Raw genomic sequence first — 18,708 nt, 5'->3', positions numbered from 1 at the left:
TATGATTTAATTCATGATAGTTAAATATTAATTAAAAAATAAAAAGGAATAAAAATGAAACTTTTTAAAGTGATCACTTTAGTAGTGTTAGGGCTTTTTTTAGTCAATTGTGATAATTCAAAATCAAAAACTGATGATATTAAACAACAAGCCAAACAAACAAGTTCAGAAGTAAGTGACAAGGCCAATCAAACAGGTGCGGAAATTAGTGATAAAGTCAATCAATTAAGTTCAGAAATTGGTGATAAGGCGAGTCAATTAAGTGCAAAAATTGAAGACCAAGTTAAGCAAGTAAGCTCAGCAATTAGTGATAAAGCTAAAGATTTGTATCAACAAACAAAATCAGAAAAAGAAGAGATGTTTAATAAGATTGAAGAAGGTAATTATAATGTTGCTCAAGGTTTGATGATCAAGGCAATTAAAACAAAATTACCGGCAACAATTGATCCGAGCGTAACTTTAGTTGATGTATCGTCAGATAGCAATGCAATTAATTATAAATATGTTGTGAATAATATCACTAAAGATGCATTACAGGCTAAAACTAGTCAAAAGAGTTTACAAGATAAATTGGTTGAGTTTTATTGTGGTGATGATTCTAGCATGAAGACTTTAAGATTAGTATTCCCTAGAGGAGCTAACCATAATTATTATATCAATGATGATAAGGTATTTTCAGTAGATGTAAAACCAAGTGATTGTGATGATGATGATTAAATATATTTTTATTAATTTGGATAAATAGTTAAATTTTATTAATATAAAAGGGCTGATTGAAGCCCTTTTTATTTTGGACGCTCTTTCTTAATAGTGTTCTTTTACAGCTCTTTTAAAGATTAATTAGTATTATTATTACTGTTTTTGTATTTTTATAGTTTTATCTTTTAAAAGATATCAGGTAGTGATGAATTAGCTTGGGTAGGAATAAACATGAAAGGCATGAAAGTAACATTTGTGATGTTAATGGGAATAATATTATTTGGTTTTAATAATTCAGAAGCAAAAGTTATGGGTACTCAGCGAACTGGTACTCAGCGAACTGGTATTCAAGAGAATATGGATATTGTTGAAAGAGGACAAAATATTATTGCTCAATCAACACCTGAAAAAATCAAAGAATTTAATGAGCAAAAAGATGGTGATTATAGTTTTGCTCAAGATTCGGTTGTTGAAGGTATAAAAGAAAAGTTACCCATTGTGATTGATAAATTTACGATGTTCAATGACATATCAAAAGATAACAATAAACTTATTTATAAATATATTATGAAAGGTTTGCCTAAAGATGTGATATTGCTAAAGCAAAATCAGCAATCTGTATTAAACACGATAGTTACTTTATATTGTGGTAATGACCCAAATGTTGAAGCGTTGAAACTCATATTCCCAAATGGAGTAAGTCATAATTATTATCTTGAAAATGAGAAAATTATGTCGTTTGATTTGAAACCGAGTGATTGTGATTCTAAATAACCATTAATCAACTTAAAAAATAGTAGAAATCATCAGCACTAAATGGGTGGGGCTTATTAAAGCTTATTTTTATTTATTTTTTGTTTTAAATTGTAAATTTTTTTATGTACTTTTTTCACTGATATTTTACAATTTATTGACCACTTTTTAAATAAGTGGTCGATATGTAATTTATAAAATTTACTCAAAGGAATAATAATGAAAAGTTTAAAAACAGTGTCAGCAATTTTGATAAGCTTGGTTCTTTGTAGCTGTGATAATTCAAAATCTGATGCTAATAAAGCAGTTGGTGATTCTTCAAAAAATACTGAATTAAGTCGTTTGCAAGAAACTATTATTAACGAAGCAAAAAAAATGCTTCCAGTTAAAGTTGATGCAAAAACTAATTTGATTGATATAACTAAAGATAATGATTTAATTAATTATAAATATGTAATTGATAGTTCAAAAGATGAGTTATCAATTCCTGATACTCAAAAAATGACGACAGAAAGTCTAAAAACACTTTATTGTAGTAATAGCTCACAAGTTAAACAATTTAGGGATGCATTCCCAAATGGTGTTAGTCATAATTATTATATAAATGATGAGCAATTATTTAGTGTTAAATTGACACCAGCTTCTTGTACTGCTAACTAAAGTAGTTTGTTTTAATTTTTGATATAATTTATTAATGTGATATAAAACAGGGTGATTTCCCCTGTTTTTTTTTGAGTTATTCTAGTTCTTTACCTTTTGTTTCGGGTATTAAAAATACAAATGCAGCCGCTGATAATAAATAAGCAGCAGACAGTAAAGCTAATGCGTAGCTAATTGAATAAACAGTAGCTAAATATGCAATTAAAACTTGCGATATTCCTGCAATTCCTCGACCTACATTAAAAATAATATTTTCAGCACTTGAACGGGCATCTGTTGGGTAATGTTCAGCAAGCAATGCACCATATCCGCCCATCATGCCATTTACAAAAAAGCCAATTGCTGAACCAAATATGATTAATATAAACATATCAGTTTGATGAAAATAAAACCAAATTGAAACTGCCGAAACGAATAAAAATAGGATATAAGAAGGACGGCGACCAAATTTATCACATAACCAACCAAAAATTAAGATCCCTAATGACATACCAATTGTTGTTGAAATGGTCCAGAACATTGTATTTTTGAATGGCAATTTGAGTTCAGTTGCAATCATATTGGGCATCCAAACCATGAGCCCATAAAAACCAAAATTTTGTACTGCACAGGCAATAGTTAAACCTATTGTAGTTGCTACGGTTCGAGGATTTTTAAATAATTTACCAATGGCTATTTTATTTTTATTTTGAGCTTTTAAATTTTGCCAGATTTCTGGTTCTTTTAGACCTTTACGTGTCCAAGCAACAAATAGAGCTGGCAGTACTCCCATGGCAAAAGCCCAGCGCCAACCATAAATTTCACCAATAAAATTAACGGTTAATGCGGCTAAGATGATACCTACTTGAAAGCCTAATGCTACAATAGATGTTGCTCTTGAGCGTTTATTTTTAGGCCAGCTTTCAGAAACTAGAGTCATACCAATTCCAAATTCACCACCAAGACCAAGTCCACTTAAAAAGCGAAATATTAAAAAGCATTCATAGTTAGGTGAAATTGCACATAAACCGGTGAAAAGAGAAAATATTAAAATAGTCCATGAAAAGACTCTTACTCGACCATATTTATCGGCAAGGATACCAAATAAAATACCACCTAATACTGCGCCAAGTAAGGTTACTGATGTTAAGGTTCCTAAATCGGCCTTAGTTAGGTTAAAGCTGGTCGAGATTAGACTAAAACATACACCTAAAATCATCATATCCATGCCATCAAGTGCGTAACCGACAGTGGATGCAAAAAGGGTTCTTTTTTGATACGGGGTTGTATGTTCGTTTTCACTTTCTGCTTGCAAGGCTGTGTTTGCTTCAGTTTTCATGTATACCTCTAGTTTTTAAAAATAGATGTTACTTAAAATTTGCGTTTTATGATGTTTAATTTGTGATTAAACGGAGGGTAAATTAAAGCGGGGCAAGTATATACTTAAAACTAGTAAAAAGCCAAGCTTAATGCCCTGAACAGTCGTTTTATCTGCCGATTTTGTTATCGGCAGTTGATTTATTTAATCTTCAGCAAAGTACCAATAACCTTTGTTGACAAGATCAAGCATGACTTTAAGTGTGTTTTTATCCTGCAACTGTTCGTAATATAGTGTTTCATTTTCACAAAGTAGATCTATGATAGGCATTGGTAAGTCAATTTTTTCACCATGAATATAGCCAAAATCACCTACTTTAAAGATTCGAATGCTTAGTACACGGTGTAGCTTTGCACCAGCTTTTAGTAATGATTCAAATTCTTCATAATTGTATGGTGGTTCAACTGGAACAATATTTAGATCGTGCATTGGTAAAGTAATGTGTCTACCAAACCAATCGTTAAATAATGAAGGTGTTTTGATTAGATCAATAATTTGATCTTGTACCTTTGTTAGTTCATAAGGTTGAACGCGATGAGGATCATTAGGTAGCTTTAAATCTGGATCTTGATAATAAATACTAATTGGTAGGTTATCAATGACATAATCAGCAAAGCTACTTAATAGTTGTTGTGATGTTTGTGTCATAAAGCCAACGGAATAACTTAATGATTCACCAATTGATATACCATTATGCGGACAACCTGTTGGAATGTATAGAATGTCGCCTGTGGTGAGCTCTTCATCAATGATTGGTTGATATTCTTCGACATGTAATAATGCTTTGTGTGCATTAAATTGTTTATAATTTGGATCGCAATTGCCAACTTGCCAACGCCTGCTACCCATGCCTTGAATAATAAATACATCATAATTATCAATATGAGGTCCAACTCCAGCGCCTTGGGTTGCGTAAGAAATCATTAGATCATCAAATTGCCATTGTGGAAGGCAATTAAACGGTTTAAGTAAGGTCGCTGCTTGTTCATGCCAATGGTCAACGGCTTGTACTAGCAAACTCCAATGATCTTCACCTAAGTTATTGAATTGAGTAAATGGTCCGAATTTAGCATCCCAAACACCATCTTTATTAGAAACAATTCGGCTATCAATTTCTTCTTCCATCGCTAAACCAGCTAGTTCGTCTGGTGTTATGGGATCAATAAAATTAACAAATGCCTTGCGTAAGATTACCGGTTTTTTTTGCCAAAATTTTCTTAAAAAATCATCCCAATCAATAGTTAATTTATAATTCATTTAATTTTCCTTGAAGATTGAATAATCGGCAAAAATTATGAGTGGTTTTTTTTGCTATTTCCTCTAAAGAAACACCTTTTAAAGCAGACAAATATTGTGCAACTTCACGAACATACGCTGGTTGGTTTTCTTTACCTCGATATGGTACGGGAGCAAGATAAGGCGAGTCAGTTTCGACCAAGATACGATCAAGCGGAACATATTTCGCAACTTCCCGTAGGGCCTCGGCATTTTTAAAGGTGATAATCCCTGAAAAGGAAATATAAAAACCAAGATCCAATAGTTGTTTTGCTGTTTCGATATCTTCTGTAAAACAGTGTAAAACACCTGAATGGACATGTTCATCTTTTAAGATTTTTAAAGTATCTTCTTTGGCATTACGCGTGTGGACAATAACGGGTTTGCTTAGTTTTCGTCCTAATCGGATATGTTCTTTAAATATAGTTTGTTGTAGTTCTAAGTTGTCTTGTTGGTAGTAGTAATCAAGTCCTGTTTCACCAAGTGCAATGACATTATCTTCTTGTGCTAGGGTTTGAAAGCGTTCGGCATCGTAAATTTCGTCATCAAGATTAAGTGGATGAATCCCACATGAGAAAGAGCATTGATTTTGATAAGGTATAAGCTTATGTTTCATCGATTCATAGCCAGATAGTGTTGTTGCCACGCTTAGGCAATGTTTAACGCTATTGTTGATAGCTTCTTGTAAAACATCTTTGATGGATTTAGTACTAAAGTCTAAACTATCTAAATGACAGTGAGAATCAATTAAAAACATAAAAATCTCTTCTTTGTTTATTTTAATGTTGTTCAAAATCACGAACAGGTTTTATTGTTGACCACGAACGGCAAGCAGGGCATAACCAGTAGAGTGAGTTAACTGTGAATCCACATTTCTGGCATCGATAATTGGGTACTGCTTTTATTTGTTCGCCAACCATGTTGCGTAAAAGTAAAAGGCTTTCTTTAGCTTTACCTTGTTCTGCATCAGCAACATGATAATTCATTAATCGATAGAACCCTTTTAAATTAGGGTGTTTCAGTAATTCTCGATACATATAATATTGTGCGGCGTCTAGACCTTTTTCTTTTTCAATAACATCAGCAAGCATTAATTCAGCAACATTACCACTATCTTGATCGACACATATTTGTAAAAATTCTTGAAATTCATATTGATTATTTAGCTTTAGGTAGCACTCTTTTAATGCAGGTAATGCTTCGCCAATAAAAGCTTTGTCCTGCTGTAATATTTGCTGAAAAGATTTGATAGCTTGCTCAGTTTTGTTTTGTACCATAAGAACTTGCCCCAACATGAGTGAAGTACGAGCACATTTAGTGTCTGCAATTGCTGATTTTTGTAATAGGCTATTGGCTTTATCAAGATCATCATTATCCATCGCTATTGACGCTAATTCACAATAAAATTGTGCAATATCGGTTTTGTATTTTATATTACCAAGTTTAACCAATTTAGTTGCCATGTTGATGGCATTTATCCATTCACTGGTTGATTGATATATGATAATAAGTTGTTGTAATGCATGTTGTTGAAATTCTTCTTCATCAATTAATTGCAAAAATGTCTCTTCAGCACGATCGTAAAAGCCTGCAACCATGTAATCTCTACCTAGTTGTTGAATAGCTAATAGTCTTTGTTCAAATGTTAAAGATGAGCTTTCTAATAGCGCTTGATGAATGCGGATAGCACGATCAACTTCACCCCGAGAGCGGAATAAGTTACCTAATGTTAAATGCGCCTCAAGTGTGCCATCGTCTTCTTTTAACATGTCTAAGAAAAGATCGACAGCTTTGTCTTTTTGATTTGATAAAAGAAAATTCAAACCATCAACATATTCACGAGATAGTCGATTAGATTGATTTAGATGTTTCTGTTTTGCATTTCTGTCACCCATATACCAACCGTATGCGGCGGCAATAGGAAGTAACAAAAATAACAGTTCAAACATAGTAACCTATTCTTAATTAGTTTTAGTTGTATTTATTTGCTGATTATTAGCCATGCCTTCATCATATTTTTTTTGTAATTTATTTAGTTTACGTTTTGTTGATGAGTGCTGTAATTTAGATTTTAGAAAGAAAATACCGGTTAATATCCAACCAGCAATAAATCCCGAACCAAATAAAATTGCTAATAAGACTGATAAGCGGGTTTCAGTTTTAGCCACCAAATAATTGAATGTTACTATTTGATCATTAGCCGATCCTATTGCTATTGAGATGGCAAAGATGATAATTATCAATAAAATTGATATAACAAATTTCATAATGTTGACCTTTCTTTTTTTTGTTTTAGTTAAACTCTTTCGTTTATTATACTCTTCTATTCTTATAATTTCTTTTTGCATTTGGCTAGTTAGATTATTAACTGTATTGCCTAAAAATAATATTGTTTGTTGTAAATGTCACTTTCTCAAAATATTTAATAATCATTTGTCTACTATATGCCATTTTCTAGCATAAAAATAGCAAATTAATGAGATTATCCATGCGATTAATATACTTGTTATTAGATCAATAGGACTATGCATGCCTAATAATAACCGGCTTAATTCAATTAATATTGACCAAATAATGATAGAAGATACTATCACATAATGCTGTCTAAATTTTAGTAATATTAAGGCCAATAGTGCCCAAGTTACAGCTAACAAGGTATGCCCAGAAGGAAAAGCATATCCCGTTTCATTTTGCCAGTGGCCTGATAACCAACTAGGGATTGTTGATGAATTGTTAAATAATTGATGAATAATTTCTTTTCTTTCTGAACGTGATTTCGAATAAAATTGTTGATCATTAATATTATATTCCTGAGCCATCCAAAGTACATAAGGCCGTGATTCAGCGGTTTGTGATTTTAAAAGGCTTTTAATTATTTGCCCACTTAATATTGCACTCACAAGAAGCAACCATAATAATATGATTCTTTTTTTTGTTTTTTGGGGTAATAGCAGACAAAATACAATGAATAAAATTGTTGAGGTGATAATTCCCCAAGGAAAACTTGCTGTTTCAGTTATTAAAAATAAACATTTAGATGTATTATTTAAGGATGCTGGTTGCCAATGCCAATTTATGGCTATAATAGTAAAAGGAACAGCTAAGAAAATAGCCAGTAGGGCTATTGTTTTTTTTATTACTAACCTCATTTATAAACTCAATTAAGTATAAATTGCTTTTGCTTAATATTTTAGCATAGAAGATAAATTTATTTTTATAAAATCTTATTTATCCTTATTGAAAATGGAGATAATAATGCAATTAAAACGTGTTGCACAAGCGAAATTGCCGACGCCTTGGGGGTGTTTCATTATTGTTGGATTTGAAGAAATTGCAACAAAAAAGGATCATGCCGCATTAGTATTTGGTGATATATCTGGCGATACACCGGTTCTAACAAGAATTCATTCTGAATGCTTAACAGGCGATGCGCTTTTTAGCTTACGCTGTGATTGTGGTTTTCAGTTAGAAGCAGCCTTAAAACAAATTGCAAAGGAGGGTAAAGGGATTTTAATTTATCACCGGCAAGAAGGACGTAATATTGGTTTATTGAATAAAATCAGAGCTTATGCGCTACAAGATCAAGGCTTGGACACGGTTGAAGCTAATGAGCAATTGGGATTTGCAGCAGATGAACGAGATTTTACTCTATGCGCAGATATGCTGACTTTATTAGGCGTATCACAAATTCGCTTATTAACCAACAATCCCGAGAAAATACGAGTGCTTGAACAATCAGGAATTAAAATTATACAACGGGTACCATTGGAAGTCGGTGAAAATCCAAACAATGAGCATTATTTAGAAACAAAAGCAAATAAAATGGGACACTTACTTCATTTGCATCACTATAATTGCAATAACTAAAAATTTAAGTTAACTAAGAGAACTTATTGGTTTGTAATTGAATTTATCCAAAATAGTAAAAATGTTGAAATAAAAACTCAAAATAAAAAATATTATTTTGAGTTTTTGTTACTTGATAATAAGAGAAAAATTTTAATTTAGGTTTATGTGATAATTGCCAATTATTTGGCACCTTTAAAATCAATTTTTATCGCTGCGTAGCACACCACCATTAGCAATCTGATCTTTAGATAATTCGTGCATTATGATTTGTACTGCCTCTGGTTTACAGTTAAGGGTTTCAACGATGGCATTAGTTACGCGTTTTGCCATTTCTCTTTTTTGCTCTATAGTGCGGCCTTCTAAAAAATCTATAACGACATTAGGCATAGATATCTCCTAGTGATTATTAATTTGGGCAAGTTGTTCATCAGTTAATGCGATTTCATCGTTATGGCATATGCTAATGCTAGATTTTATAATTTGTTCAGCAATGGCTTTAGCTTCATCTAATGAGTGCATTTTATAGGTACCACATTGATACTCATTCAATTCAGGAATCTGATTTTGTGATTTTACATTTAATACGTTATGCATTGATTTTAGCCATGCATCTACAACTAGTGCTTCATTGGGCTTGCCAATTAAGCTCATATAAAAGCCTGTACGACATCCCATTGGTGAAATATCGATTATTTCAACTTTATCACTGTTAAGATGATCGCGCATAAAACCAGCAAATAAATGTTCTAATGTATGAATTCCTTTTTCTGGAAGGTTGTCTTTATTTGGAATGGTAAAGCGTAGATCAAACACAGTAATGCTGTCACCTTTTGGGGTCACCATTGTTTTTGCAATTCGCACAAAGGGTGCTTTCATTTTTGTGTGATCAACTTTAAAACTGTCTAGTAAAGGCATAATTTCCTCCTTGTTATTTGATAATTGTTATTCTAATCAATTTACTAATAAGTACCAGTAGATTTGATATTTACTGATCAAGTAAATTTATTAATTCTTGCTCATCAATAACTTTTATTCCTAGCTCTTGAGCCTTATTAAGTTTAGAGCCTGCTGCTTCTCCTGCAATGACTAGATCAGTGTTTTTCGAAACACTGCCTGTTACTTTGGCTCCTAGTTGCTTTAATTTATCTTTGGCTTTATCTCGTGTTAAAACCGACAATGTACCAGTTAATACTACAGTTTTTCCTGAAAAAGGTGAGTTAATGGCGATCTCTTGTACCTGTGGAATGACATCTTGCCAGTGAATGCCTACTTCATTACTGGTTAGTTGTTCAATTACATTGCGATTATGTGGTTCTTGAAAAAAGTCAATAATGCTTTCTGCAATGACGGCACCAATTTCGTTTACTGATTGTAGTTTTTCTAGTGAGGCGTTCTCAATTGCTGATAAACTACCAAGTTGGTTAACAAGATTTTCGGCAGTAACTTCACCAACATTCGGAATTCCAAGCGCAAATATAAAGCGGCTTAATGTAGTATTTTTAGATACTTCTAGTGCATTTAATAAGTTATTGGCAGATTTTTCCCCAATTTTATCTAAACTACATAGTGTTGGTAAATTTAGTTTATATAAATCTGCAGGTGTTTTGACATATTCTTTATCAACCAGTTGTTCAATGACTTTATCTCCCATACCATCTACATTCATTGCTCGCCGTGAAACAAAATGCTTTAAGGCTTCTTTTCGTTGTGCCGGGCAAATTAAACCTCCGGCACAGCGCGATATTGCCGCACCTTCGTCTCGAACTATTTGCGAACCACAAATAGGGCAGTGTATCGGGAAGATGATTTCTTTTGTGTCGGCGGGCCTTCTATCTACTATGACGCCTACTATTTTAGGAATAACGTCACCAGCTCGGCGTATTGTTACATAGTCACCCTCACGAATACCTAATCGGATTATTTCATCGCTATTATGCAATGTCGCATTGCTCACAATAACGCCAGCAACTGATACAGGTTCAAGCCTTGCTACGGGAGTAATTGCACCTGTTCGCCCAACTTGGAAGTCTACTTTATTTAATTTTGTAATTTCTTCTTGAGCAGGATATTTAAATGCTGTGGCCCATCTTGGCGCTCGAGCAACAAAGCCAAGCTCGTTTTGTAGTTCAATACTATTAACTTTAATTACTACACCATCAATATCAAAATCTAATGACATACGTTGTTCGCCAATTAGTTTAAAATAATCTAAAGCGGCTTGTGCTCCTTGGCGTTTTTGTACTTTATTACTAACCGGTAACCCCCAAGCTTTAAATTGCATTAAACGATCGTAATGAGTGCCAGGTAATGTGGTACCTTCGACAATACCAACACCATAACAAAAGAATGCTAATGGTCTTTTTGCTGTAATTTTAGGATCTAATTGTCTTAATGAACCAGCGGCTGCATTACGTGGATTGGCGAATACTCTTTCGTTACGTTTTTCTGCATCTGCGTTGAGTTTTTCGAAGCCTTTATGTGTCATAAAGACTTCTCCTCGAACTTCTAATCTAGACGGGATGTTATCGCCTCTTAAAACTAGTGGAATCGTTTTGATAGTTTTTACATTGGCTGTTATGTCTTCTCCTGTTGTACCATCTCCTCGTGTTGCAGCTTGTATAAAACGACCATTTTCATAAAGGAGGCTGACAGCAAGCCCGTCAAGTTTGAGCTCACAACAATATTCAACTTGTTCAGAATCGTTTAAATGAAGACGATCTTTAACTCGTTTGTTAAATGCAATAAAACTAGCATCATCAAAAACATTATCTAGTGATAGCATAGGTATTTCATGTTTAATGGATGCAAATTGAGCTAACGGGGAACCACCAACTCGTTGAGTTGGTGAGTCGGGAGTAATAAGATCTGGATTTTGCTGTTCTAATGTTTGTAGTTGTTTTATTAATTTATCATATTCAACATCGGGAATTTCTGGTGTATCAAGGACATAATAACAGTATTCATGATGTCTGATTAGGTTGCGTAGTGAAGTCAACTGCTTCGCTATGTCTTTATTCGATTCAGGTGTATTTACTGAATTTTTGGTTTCATTATGTAGCGACATGATTATATGCTCTTAAATTAAAACGAAGGTTTGGGAAAATATTATAAATAGGTTATATTCATTTCTATCCACCAATCCAAGTTGGTGGAATTTTTTAAAAGATTTGCTGAAAAGACTAGGTTAAATTTCGTTACTGACCTTTTTAATGCGTTCTTTATAACTGTCTATTTTTTGAGGAGTTAGCATGTGATGTTCATCATCTAATACTACACCGTTGACATCGTCAGCTATGCGTTGTGCTGTTTGCAACATTAATTTGAAGTTTTGCTGATTGTTACCCTCTGTAGGCGCAACCATAAAAATAGACACACCAGGTGTGGTAAATTCATGCATTGTATCGGGATCCAAATATCCAGGTGTCACCATATTGGCTAAACTAAATAATATCGCTCCATTACCCGCAGGATCTACATGACGGTGAAAAATTCTCATATCACCGAACTGAAAACCGGATTGCATAATGCTAGCGAGTAACACATCACCTTGTAATAATTTTCCGTTAATGCCTGTGATATTTAACACAATAATTTCGGTTGTGGATTGCTCAGTATCAATATTTATTTTTTTTGGCTTTTCGTTATGGTTAATTTCATTATTAGTATCTGATGGGCTTTCTTTTGTTGTAAGAATTAAATCAGGTTGTTGTTCATCTTCAAAAAGATCAAGTTCAACATTGATAGCTGGTTCTTTTGTTGTTTCAGAATTAATCTCTTGTTTGTCGTCATTATCAACAAATAAATCTTCTTGTTGAGGTATTTTTCCTTGCTCTTTTGTGAGTTCATTAATAATTACACCGTTTTCAACGGTTTCATTGCTTTTTGTTGTTTTAGGTTTGAGTAAGATAACATCATCATCTTCTTCTATGTCATTCATAGAATAGTTTTGATATTGTTGAGTATTTTGTTCAAATTTTCCTTTTTTATTTGAACTAAAAAGCGAAGAACGTTCTTTTTTATTGATCCAAAATCCATGGATGAGCAATGCAATAATGACCAAGGATGCAACAACAACTAGAACAATACGTAAATTATCCATAATAACCATCTCTGTATTAAATTAAATATAGACTCAAATTATTCAATCATCTTTTGAAAAAGTGATTGCGGAGTACAGTAATGTAAATTTTTTATTCTTTATTAGCAATATGAATTAATATTCATTAAAGCAACCATATTTGATATTTGTAGTATAACATTTTATTTAAGATACTTTATAGCACAAAAAATCAATTACTCTATATTACTTTATTTCTTGCAATAATCATAATTAGCAATACTATTTTTTAGTATCATAATCTAACTAGCTATTTTTTAGAACTCTGTGCTATTAACTTGTAAAGATACTTACAATCTATGCATATTTTTTGTAAAATCGCCGATTACTTTTAACTAAGAACAATTATTAAAAATTAAAATAATTATTAAGTTTACTGAGGTCATTTTTATATGAGATTTAACAAGCTATTATTAGCCTTGCCTGTGGCGTGTGCTAGCCTACTTTTATTAACAAGTTGTGATAATGGCAATTCAAAAAATGGTAATAATAAATTACCGAAGGTAACTGTATTTAAAGTGGAACCACTGAATTACACATTAAAGATTGGTTTACCAGGTAGGGTTGTTGCATCTCAAATTGCCGAAATTAGGCCTCAAGTAGGTGGTATCGTCTTAAAACGTGAGTTTGACGAAAGTTCGAATGTTAAGGCTGGACAATCTCTTTATCAAATAGATCCGGCTATTTATCAAGCTAATTACGATAGTGCGGTAGCAAGTGTTGCTAGCGCTAAAGCGAATGCAAATATTGCTCAACTTACTCTTAAACGTTACGCTGGATTATTAAATACCAAATCCATTAGTCAACAAGATTACGATAAAGCAGCTGCAGATGCTAAACAGGCTGAAGCTGCGGTATTAGTTGCACAAGCAGCTGAGCATACAGCTAAAGTTAATTTAGAGTATACAAAAGTGTATTCACCAATTGATGGGTATATTGGTAAATCAAGTGTGACTGAAGGGGCATTAGTGTCGGCAGGTCAATCGACACCTCTTGCACTAGTTCAACAACTAGACCCAATTTATGTCGATATGACTGAAGCGGCTACTCGTTATAATAAATATATTCAGGATGAAAACGTAATTTATGAACCAGTAAAAGGTAATAATGTTGAATTATACTTTAATGATGGTTCTAAATACGCTTATCCTGGTAGTGTGAAATTTTCTGATATGACTGTAAATGAAACAACGGGTACAGTAACTTTGCGGTCACAATTTACAAATAGTGAAGGCAAAATTTTACCAGGTATGTTTGTCAAACCTCAATTGACATTAGGATATATTAAAGATGCAGTGCTTGTTCCACAGCAAGGGATTACCAGCAATAAGTTGGGGCAATATACTGCAAAAATTTTGAAGCCTGATAATACAGTGGAGTATCGGCAAGATATTCAAGTATACACAGGAGTTGGTGGTTATTGGGTCGTAACAAAGGGAATTAACATTGGTGAAGAGGTTATTATTACAGGATTACTTAATTTAACTTCTGTTGAAAATCCTCAAAAAGATGCTCCACCTATGAAAGTAGAAAAAGTCGGACTACCTAATACACTTTCGCAAGAACAATTAGACAGTATCATAAAAAACAGTGTGAAATAAAACAGGAGTAGGTGAATTATGGCTAAGTTTTTTATTGATAGACCTGTTTTTGCATGGGTAATTGCTATCATGATGATGCTCGGTGGTGCTTTATGTATAAAGCTACTAGCCGTTGAGCAGTATCCTGATATTGCTCCACCAGCTGTAACTGTTAGTGCTGTTTACCCAGGCGCCGATGCGCAGACTATCGAAAATACTGTTACTCAATTGATTGAGCAGAATTTAACTGGATTAGATAATTTAATTTATATGAAATCAACCAGTAGCGCACAAGGTGTTGTTCAAACGACGTTAACCTTTGCGCCTGGAACTAATCCCGATTTTGCTCAAGTGCAAGTGTTAAATAAAGTAGAAAGTATTAAATCAAGACTACCTGAAAGTGTGCAAAAAAATGGTGTTTCTGTTGCGAAAAATAATACTAATTTTTTAAAGGTTGTAGGCTTTTATTCAACAAATCCTCAAAAAACACAAGCAGATATTGCTGATTTTGTTTATTCAACTGTACAAGATCAGATTCGACGCGTACAAGGTGTTGGTGATACTCAATTATTTGGTTCCGAATACGCAATGCGTATTTGGCTTGATCCAAATAAATTGACCTATTTTAATTTATCAATTGAAGAAATCATTGCGGCTATTCAAGCGCAAAATGCACAAGTAACAGCAGGGCAATTAGGTGCTTTACCATCAACCGATGGACAAGAACTTAATGCGACCATTACAGCTCAATCACGTTTAAAAACACCCGAACAATTCCAAAATATTTTAGTGCGTGTGAATACTGATGGTTCTAATCTTTTATTAAAAGATGTTGCAACAGTTGAAATTGGCGCATCTGATTATAATTTTATTTCTTATTATGATGGTAAAGCATCAGCAGGTCTTGGGATTTATTTGGCAACAGGCGCTAACCAATTAGATACGTCAGATAAGGTAGATAAAAAACTAGAAGAATTATCTAAAATCTTCCCAGAAGATATTAAATATGATTTTCCATACGATACAACTCCATTTGTTAAATTGTCGATTAATAATGTAATTCATACGTTAATTGAAGCAATTATTTTGGTTGTTATTGTAATGTATGTGTTTTTACAGAACCTACGTTCTACACTTATACCGACTATTACTGTACCTGTCGTACTATTAGGGACATTTGCAATTCTTTATATTTGTGGATTCACCATTAATACCTTATCTATGTTTGCAATGGTACTTGCCATTGGGTTATTGGTAGATGATGCTATTGTTGTTATCGAAAACGTTGAGCGTATTATGCATGATGAAGGATTATCGCCTTATGATGCAACCGTTAAGTCGATGGAGCAAATTACTTCGGCGTTGGTTGGTATTGCGGTTGTATTATCTGCTGTATTTGTGCCGATGGCTTTTTATGGTGGTGCTGCAGGTGGAATTTACCGCCAGTTTTCAATTACCATTGTAACAGCGATGGCATTATCAGTGTTGATGGCAATCGTATTAACTCCAGCACTTTGTGTTCAAATTTTAAAAGCACCATCTAAAAATAAAGTAAAAAGAAACTCATTAGGTCAAAAGTTAGAATCTATACCGCCATTTAGTTGGTGTTCTGTTGGCACTAAAAAATTCTTTAAATGGTTTAACGAGTTCTATGAAAAAAGTTTACGCTATTATGAAAAAGGTGTAATAAAAGTTGTTCGTTATCCATTAATAGCTTTTGTTTGTTATGCTTTAATTCTAGTTGGATTAATCTTTGGCTTTAATCGTTTACCTACAGGCTTTTTACCAAATGAAGATCAGGGGGTTCTTTTTGTTATTGTTGAATTGCCATCAGGTTCGACATTAGAAGAAACAAAGTCGGTATTAAATAAGACAGCTGATTATTATACAAAGGAAAAAGCTGATTCTGTTAAAGAAATTTTTACCGTTTCCGGCTTTAGCCCTATTGGTCGTGGGCAAAATATGGGGATGGGTTTTATTCGATTAAACGATTGGGATAAGCGTAAACGAGCTGATCAAAAAATTAATTCGTTAGTTAAAAGTGGTAAGGAATTTGCTTCTACTATAACTGAAGGACGAGTAATTATTGCCAATTTGCCTGCAGTACCTGCATTAGGTATGACCGATGGTTTTTCTTATGTGCTGAAAGATACGGCTAGTTATGGGCATGATGCTTTAGTAGGTGCATTTTTCCAAATGTTGGGTCAAGCTTCTCATCATCCAAAACTGCAGCAAGTTAGACCAGGAAGTATGCTAGATGTTCCACAGTACAAAATTAATGTTGATTTTGAAGCAGCACAAGCACTAGGCGTTTCGGTAAATTCAGTAAATACTGTATTGTCCACAGCTTTAGGTTCTGCTTATATTGACGATTTTGTTTATAATAACCGAGTTAAAAAAGTATACCTACAATCAGATGCACCATATCGTATGTTACCAGATGATTTTAGTTACTGGCATGTTAAAAATAAAAATGGTGAAATGGTTCCATATGATGCATTTGCAACCACAACAAAAACTTATGGCTCTCCTTCTCTTGTTCGTTATGATGGTGTGGCTGCAATGGAGATAAGTGGTTCAGGTGCTCCAGGTCTGAGTTCTGGGCAAGCAATGGCGGTAATGGAAGAATTATCGAAAAATTTACCTAAAGGATTTACTTTTGACTGGACTGATATTTCTTATCAAGAACGTCAAACAGGTTCGCAAACAACAACTCTTTACATTATTTCAATTATTGTTGTGTTTTTATCATTAGCGGCATTGTATGAAAGTTGGACAGTACCGATTTCGATCTTATTCGTTATTCCTCTTGGGATTTTAGGTACAGTATTTGCAACTATGTTTAGAGGGCTTGATAACGATATTTACTTTATTGTAGGACTATTAACGACAATGGGGCTATCTGCTAAAAATGCTATATTGATTGTAGAATTTGCCAAAGATGCTTTGGAAAAAGAGGGTAAATCATTGATTGATGCTACACTTGAAGCTTGTCGTCTGCGCTTACGTCCGATTTTAATGACTTCGTTTGCCTTTATTTTAGGGGTATTACCACTAGCATTAAATAGCGGTGCTGGTTCTGCTAGCCAAAATGCGGTAGGTACTGGTGTAATTGGTGGTATGTTGACAGCAACATTTTTAGCAATATTTTATGTTCCCTTATTCTTTTTATTTGTAACAAAACTATTTACAAAACATAAAAATAAAGCAGTTTTATTAAGTAAAAAAAGTACACTTAAATGATTTAAAATTAAAAAATTATTATACTCATTGAGCTTTATTATTATTGATATGAACAAAATAGTATGCTGACGAGTAGATGAGTAAGTTATTTTTATGGTAATTTTGAGATAAATAATCAAACACAAAATGCGCTATTGTGAATTAGCGCATTTTTTATGCTTTACATGAAGTCATTGAGGAGGGGTATAGCTAGATTATAATAAATGGCTATTATATAATGGGACGAAAAAATAAAAAAATCTGTGTTACGCTGAACATCATGTAATAATTTGTTTGAAGCTAGTTAGATAAAATTAGAGCATGATATACTTTTAGAGAATACAAACTAGATATTTATATTGTTATAGTGGTTTATCAAAGGTAAATTAACATCAGCCTGATTTTATTCGTGTTTTTTTGCACATTGTGTAAAGATGCCAAACATTTTAATTATAGCAATTTGATTACAAATAAGGTTTTTAAATTATGTTAATAATATTTCTCTTAATTCTAATTTTAGGTTGGCTATTCTTTTCATACAATAAACTTAGGGGATTGGCTGAAAATGTAAAACAGAAGCAGTCAAATATTTATGTAACAATAAAGAAAAGACATGATATAGCTCAGAGACTATCTGATATAGCGTCTAGTTATGGTGATCATGAGAAGCTAACTCACTTTAACATTACAGAGAGCGATAGTGTTGCTAGTGCAAATGTTGCTGCTTCTGAAACATCTCGAGTTATAGGTAATGTTCAAATGTTGGCTAATCGTTTTCCTGATTTAAAAGCAAACTCAACCTATCAGCAATTAATGGTACAACTTGATGAAATTGAGAATACTATCTTAAAAAGAAGAGAAGCGTATAATGCAGCAGTTCAAGTCTATAATTCGACGCGTGGTAGTATTCCTCATTTATTTTATGCAAGTAAACTTGGATTTGTTGAAGCAACATATTTTGAAGTTGATGAAAATGGAATAGAGCAACTTTCTTCATTTAAAACTGATGATGGAAAAATCCTAAGAGATACAATGGGGAGAATGGCATCTGTTGCAACTGAAAATGTTAAAAAAATTAAAGGAAAAACAGATAATAATACCGACGAAGAAGCTAACCAATAAGATATTAATCTATTAGTATTTCATTTATTATTTAGCTTCTTTTTTGTTGATGAAAATAATAAAAGAGTATGTAA

18 protein-coding genes are annotated in these 18,708 nt (G+C 33.1%); 8 read left to right on the top strand and 10 right to left on the bottom strand.

The window, feature by feature from the left end; genetic code table 11:
- Window positions 1–54: 54 nt before the first annotated feature.
- The 3 genes from A9G25_RS05365 (at window position 55) to A9G25_RS05355 (ending at window position 2,112) form a co-directional block, all read left to right on the top strand.
- On the top strand, window positions 55–717 hold the full coding sequence (locus A9G25_RS05365) for a hypothetical protein (protein WP_065626081.1): 663 nt from the start codon (window positions 55–57) through the stop codon (window positions 715–717).
- 222 nt (window positions 718–939) lie between these two features.
- On the top strand, window positions 940–1,473 hold the full coding sequence (locus A9G25_RS05360; RefSeq protein WP_141675005.1) for a protein K: 534 nt from the start codon (window positions 940–942) through the stop codon (window positions 1,471–1,473).
- A gap of 198 nt (window positions 1,474–1,671) precedes the next feature.
- On the top strand, window positions 1,672–2,112 hold the full coding sequence (locus A9G25_RS05355) for a hypothetical protein (RefSeq protein ID WP_065626079.1): 441 nt from the start codon (window positions 1,672–1,674) through the stop codon (window positions 2,110–2,112).
- Between the two features lie 76 nt (window positions 2,113–2,188).
- On the opposite strand, the gene A9G25_RS05350 is transcribed toward A9G25_RS05355, so the two are convergent.
- From A9G25_RS05350 to A9G25_RS05325, 6 genes are all read right to left on the bottom strand, one after another.
- Entirely contained in the window at window positions 2,189–3,430 is a 1,242-nt protein-coding gene (locus A9G25_RS05350) for an MFS transporter (RefSeq protein WP_051634280.1), read from the bottom strand.
- A gap of 183 nt (window positions 3,431–3,613) precedes the next feature.
- Entirely contained in the window at window positions 3,614–4,726 is a 1,113-nt protein-coding gene (locus A9G25_RS05345; protein WP_065626078.1) for a ribosomal protein uL16 3-hydroxylase, read from the bottom strand.
- Complete coding sequence (locus tag A9G25_RS05340) at window positions 4,716–5,501, bottom strand: YchF/TatD family DNA exonuclease (RefSeq protein WP_065626077.1); 786 nt, start codon at window positions 5,499–5,501, stop codon at window positions 4,716–4,718. The genes A9G25_RS05345 and A9G25_RS05340 overlap by 11 nt, the downstream gene beginning before the upstream one ends.
- Before the next feature lie 22 nt (window positions 5,502–5,523).
- Entirely contained in the window at window positions 5,524–6,693 is a 1,170-nt protein-coding gene (gene lapB / locus A9G25_RS05335) for a lipopolysaccharide assembly protein LapB (RefSeq protein WP_065626076.1), read from the bottom strand.
- A gap of 12 nt (window positions 6,694–6,705) precedes the next feature.
- A complete protein-coding gene (locus tag A9G25_RS05330; RefSeq protein WP_065626075.1) occupies window positions 6,706–7,011 on the bottom strand; it encodes a LapA family protein in 306 nt (101 codons plus the stop codon).
- Window positions 7,012–7,173: 162 nt separating this feature from the next.
- Window positions 7,174–7,644, bottom strand: a complete 471-nt coding sequence (locus A9G25_RS05325) for a phosphatase PAP2 family protein (RefSeq protein ID WP_065626074.1) — start codon at window positions 7,642–7,644, stop codon at window positions 7,174–7,176.
- Window positions 7,645–7,708: 64 nt separating this feature from the next.
- Here A9G25_RS05325 and A9G25_RS13155 point away from each other — a divergent pair, with 64 nt between their 5' ends.
- Together A9G25_RS13155 and ribA are read left to right on the top strand one after the other, a co-directional pair.
- Complete coding sequence (locus A9G25_RS13155; RefSeq protein ID WP_238552651.1) at window positions 7,709–7,909, top strand: hypothetical protein; 201 nt, start codon at window positions 7,709–7,711, stop codon at window positions 7,907–7,909.
- 90 nt (window positions 7,910–7,999) lie between these two features.
- Complete coding sequence (ribA, locus tag A9G25_RS05315; protein ID WP_065626073.1) at window positions 8,000–8,611, top strand: GTP cyclohydrolase II; 612 nt, start codon at window positions 8,000–8,002, stop codon at window positions 8,609–8,611.
- A 180-nt stretch (window positions 8,612–8,791) separates the two neighbouring features.
- On the opposite strand, the gene A9G25_RS05310 is transcribed toward ribA, so the two are convergent.
- The 4 genes from A9G25_RS05310 to zipA all read right to left on the bottom strand — a co-directional run bounded on the left by A9G25_RS05310 (window position 8,792) and on the right by zipA (window position 12,695).
- Window positions 8,792–8,980: a 2-hydroxymuconate tautomerase gene (locus A9G25_RS05310; RefSeq protein WP_034914162.1), complete on the bottom strand. Its 189-nt coding sequence runs from the start codon at window positions 8,978–8,980 to the stop codon at window positions 8,792–8,794.
- Between the two features lie 9 nt (window positions 8,981–8,989).
- On the bottom strand, window positions 8,990–9,508 hold the full coding sequence (gene luxS / locus A9G25_RS05305) for an S-ribosylhomocysteine lyase (protein ID WP_034914159.1): 519 nt from the start codon (window positions 9,506–9,508) through the stop codon (window positions 8,990–8,992).
- A 70-nt stretch (window positions 9,509–9,578) separates the two neighbouring features.
- A complete protein-coding gene (gene ligA / locus A9G25_RS05300; RefSeq protein ID WP_065626072.1) occupies window positions 9,579–11,657 on the bottom strand; it encodes an NAD-dependent DNA ligase LigA in 2,079 nt (692 codons plus the stop codon).
- A gap of 120 nt (window positions 11,658–11,777) precedes the next feature.
- Window positions 11,778–12,695: a cell division protein ZipA gene (gene zipA / locus A9G25_RS05295; protein WP_065626150.1), complete on the bottom strand. Its 918-nt coding sequence runs from the start codon at window positions 12,693–12,695 to the stop codon at window positions 11,778–11,780.
- 407 nt (window positions 12,696–13,102) lie between these two features.
- Here zipA and A9G25_RS05290 point away from each other — a divergent pair, with 407 nt between their 5' ends.
- From A9G25_RS05290 to A9G25_RS05280, 3 genes are all read left to right on the top strand, one after another.
- On the top strand, window positions 13,103–14,311 hold the full coding sequence (locus tag A9G25_RS05290; RefSeq protein ID WP_065626071.1) for an efflux RND transporter periplasmic adaptor subunit: 1,209 nt from the start codon (window positions 13,103–13,105) through the stop codon (window positions 14,309–14,311).
- A gap of 18 nt (window positions 14,312–14,329) precedes the next feature.
- Window positions 14,330–17,533 carry an efflux RND transporter permease subunit gene (locus A9G25_RS05285; RefSeq protein WP_065626070.1) on the top strand — a complete coding sequence of 1,068 codons (3,204 nt, stop codon included), beginning with the start codon at window positions 14,330–14,332 and terminating at the stop codon, window positions 17,531–17,533.
- 465 nt (window positions 17,534–17,998) lie between these two features.
- Complete coding sequence (locus A9G25_RS05280; protein ID WP_065626069.1) at window positions 17,999–18,634, top strand: LemA family protein; 636 nt, start codon at window positions 17,999–18,001, stop codon at window positions 18,632–18,634.
- Window positions 18,635–18,708: the final 74 nt, after the last annotated feature.

Origin of the sequence: Gilliamella sp. Bif1-4, from assembly GCF_001690535.1 — a bacterium.
Classification (GTDB): Bacteria; Pseudomonadota; Gammaproteobacteria; order Enterobacterales; family Orbaceae; genus Gilliamella; species Gilliamella bombi.
This window is presented reverse-complemented; position numbering and strand designations above follow the sequence as displayed.

Coding starts and splice junctions, on each gene's coding strand:
- A9G25_RS05365 (WP_065626081.1), top strand. CDS start 55: ATGAAACTTTTTAAAGTGATCACTTTAGTAGTGTTAGGGCTTTTTTTA.
- A9G25_RS05360 (WP_141675005.1), top strand. CDS start 940: ATGAAAGTAACATTTGTGATGTTAATGGGAATAATATTATTTGGTTTT.
- A9G25_RS05355 (WP_065626079.1), top strand. CDS start 1,672: ATGAAAAGTTTAAAAACAGTGTCAGCAATTTTGATAAGCTTGGTTCTT.
- A9G25_RS05350 (WP_051634280.1), bottom strand. CDS start 3,430: ATGAAAACTGAAGCAAACACAGCCTTGCAAGCAGAAAGTGAAAACGAA.
- A9G25_RS05345 (WP_065626078.1), bottom strand. CDS start 4,726: ATGAATTATAAATTAACTATTGATTGGGATGATTTTTTAAGAAAATTT.
- A9G25_RS05340 (WP_065626077.1), bottom strand. CDS start 5,501: ATGTTTTTAATTGATTCTCACTGTCATTTAGATAGTTTAGACTTTAGT.
- lapB (WP_065626076.1), bottom strand. CDS start 6,693: ATGTTTGAACTGTTATTTTTGTTACTTCCTATTGCCGCCGCATACGGT.
- A9G25_RS05330 (WP_065626075.1), bottom strand. CDS start 7,011: ATGAAATTTGTTATATCAATTTTATTGATAATTATCATCTTTGCCATC.
- A9G25_RS13155 (WP_238552651.1), top strand. CDS start 7,709: ATGAATAAAATTGTTGAGGTGATAATTCCCCAAGGAAAACTTGCTGTT.
- ribA (WP_065626073.1), top strand. CDS start 8,000: ATGCAATTAAAACGTGTTGCACAAGCGAAATTGCCGACGCCTTGGGGG.
- A9G25_RS05310 (WP_034914162.1), bottom strand. CDS start 8,980: ATGCCTAATGTCGTTATAGATTTTTTAGAAGGCCGCACTATAGAGCAA.
- luxS (WP_034914159.1), bottom strand. CDS start 9,508: ATGCCTTTACTAGACAGTTTTAAAGTTGATCACACAAAAATGAAAGCA.
- ligA (WP_065626072.1), bottom strand. CDS start 11,657: ATGTCGCTACATAATGAAACCAAAAATTCAGTAAATACACCTGAATCG.
- A9G25_RS05290 (WP_065626071.1), top strand. CDS start 13,103: ATGAGATTTAACAAGCTATTATTAGCCTTGCCTGTGGCGTGTGCTAGC.
- A9G25_RS05285 (WP_065626070.1), top strand. CDS start 14,330: ATGGCTAAGTTTTTTATTGATAGACCTGTTTTTGCATGGGTAATTGCT.
- A9G25_RS05280 (WP_065626069.1), top strand. CDS start 17,999: ATGTTAATAATATTTCTCTTAATTCTAATTTTAGGTTGGCTATTCTTT.